This is a genomic window from Streptomyces sp. SID11385 (genome assembly GCF_010548245.1).
Lineage (GTDB): Bacteria > Actinomycetota > Actinomycetes > Streptomycetales > Streptomycetaceae > Streptomyces.
Genome location: NZ_JAAGLR010000087.1, coordinates 1 through 1,817 on the forward strand (window position 1 = coordinate 1; position 1,817 = coordinate 1,817).

A 1,817-nucleotide genomic window follows, 5' to 3' on the forward strand; every position below is an offset into this window, starting at 1 on the left:
CCGCGGGCCGCCCGCTCGCCGCCGCGAACGGCGCGCTGTCCTGGCCCGATGCCCCGCACCTCCAGCTCTGGCAGGCCGCGACGATCCTGCGCGAACACCGGGGCGACGGCCACGTGGCCGCCCTCGTCGCGGCGGGGCTCGACGGCATCGAGGCCCTCGTCACCTTCGCCTCGATCGGCGCGGCGCCCCGCGCGGTCTTCGCCTCGCGCGGCTGGAGTGAGTCGGCGTGGCAGGAGGCGACGGGCCGTCTGAGGGACCGCGGCCTCGTCGCCCCCGACGGCACGGCGACCGACCGGGGCCGTGCCCTGCGCGCGGAGATCGAGCACCGCACCGACACCCTCGCCGCAGCCCCCTGGCAGGCGCTCGGCACCGCGTCCACGACCCGCCTGACCGACCTGCTCGCGACCCCGTGGCTCACGATGATCGGTTCCGGACTGCTGCCGGCGGAGAACACGCTGGGCATCGGAAAGGTGTGAGGGCGGCCCCTGCGGCAACACGGGGTCCAGGGCGGACGCGTCGTCGTCGGACGACGCCCCGGCCGTACGCCGTGCGGCGGTCGTCCGCTCACTCCTCCACGAGGAGTTTGTCGCGGAGCTGGGCCAGCGTGCGGGCGAGCAGGCGCGAGACGTGCATCTGGGAGATGCCGACCTCCTGGGCGATCTGCGACTGCGTCATGTTCCCGAAGAACCGCAGCAGCAGAATCCGCTTCTCGCGCGGCGGCAGGTCCTCCAGGAGCGGCTTGAGCGACTCGCGGTACTCGACGCCCTCCAGCGCCTCGTCCTCCGCGCCGAGCGTGTCGGCGACCGCGGGCGACTCGTCGTCGGTGTCGGGGACGTCGAGCGAGAGCGTGCTGTAGGCGTTCGCGGACTCCAGCCCTTCGAGCACCTCCTCCTCGGAGATGGAGAGCCGCTGCGCCAGCTCGTACACCGTCGGCGAGCGGCCGTGCTGCTGCGACAGCTCCGCCGTCGCCGAGGTGAGCGAGAGCCGCAGCTCCTGGAGCCGGCGCGGCACGCGTACCGCCCAGCCCTTGTCCCTGAAGTGCCGCTTGATCTCGCCGACGACGGTCGGGGTCGCGTACGTGGAGAACTCGACGCCGCGCTCGGGATCGAAGCGGTCCACCGACTTGATCAGGCCGATCGTCGCGACCTGCGTGAGGTCGTCGAGCGGCTCGCCGCGGTTGCGGAAACGCCGCGCGAGGTGCTCCACGAGCGGCAGGTGCATCCGTACGAGCTGGTTGCGCAGCTCCGCGTACGCCGCCGACTCCGGCTCCAGCGTGCGCAGCCGCACGAAGAGCGCCCGCGCCTCGCTGCGGTCCTCGTTCTCCCGCGCGCTGCGGACCCGGTGATGCCCCGCCCGACCGGCAGCCGCGTCGTCGGGCACGGTCTTCTCGTCGTGCGGCGCGGCGTCGTCGTGCGGCGCGGCGTCGTACGGTGCGACGTCCTCGTCCTGCGCGACGGTTTCGCGCGACGCGATGTCCTCGTCCTGCGCGACGTCTTCGCGCGGCGCGGTGTTCTCGGGTACGGGTGGGGCCGCGTCGGTGGCGGCTTCGTCCCGTACGGGCCCCACGGGCGCCTCGCCCCGTACCGGCTGCCCGGCCGACGACGGGGCCCGCCCCGTGTCGTCCGGCTTGCGCTCCCCCTGCGGGTGCTCCTGCTCGCTCATTCGTCCCGCCCGCTCCACCGCGTCCCTGGGGTCAGGAAGACCCCCTCGCTCGTTCCCCCGTCCGCGGTCGCTCGCCCCGGGCGCCTTCGCGCCGGGGCCGCCGCCCACCGGGCCCGGAGCCCGGCCGGTCCGCGGGGGACCGGCCGGTGTGGCCG

1 protein-coding gene and 1 pseudogene are annotated in these 1,817 nt (G+C 74.8%); one reads left to right on the forward strand and one right to left on the reverse strand.

The genetic code is table 11. From position 1 onward, the window contains the following. Positions 1-476, forward strand: a pseudogene (locus G3I42_RS03090) (hypothetical protein); the annotation flags it as partial. Positions 477-564: 88 nt separating this feature from the next. Here the strand turns inward: G3I42_RS03090 and G3I42_RS03095 are convergent. Continuing rightward, positions 565-1,662: an RNA polymerase sigma factor SigF gene (locus G3I42_RS03095; RefSeq protein WP_164282307.1), complete on the reverse strand. Its 1,098-nt coding sequence runs from the start codon at positions 1,660-1,662 to the stop codon at positions 565-567. Positions 1,663-1,817: the final 155 nt, after the last annotated feature.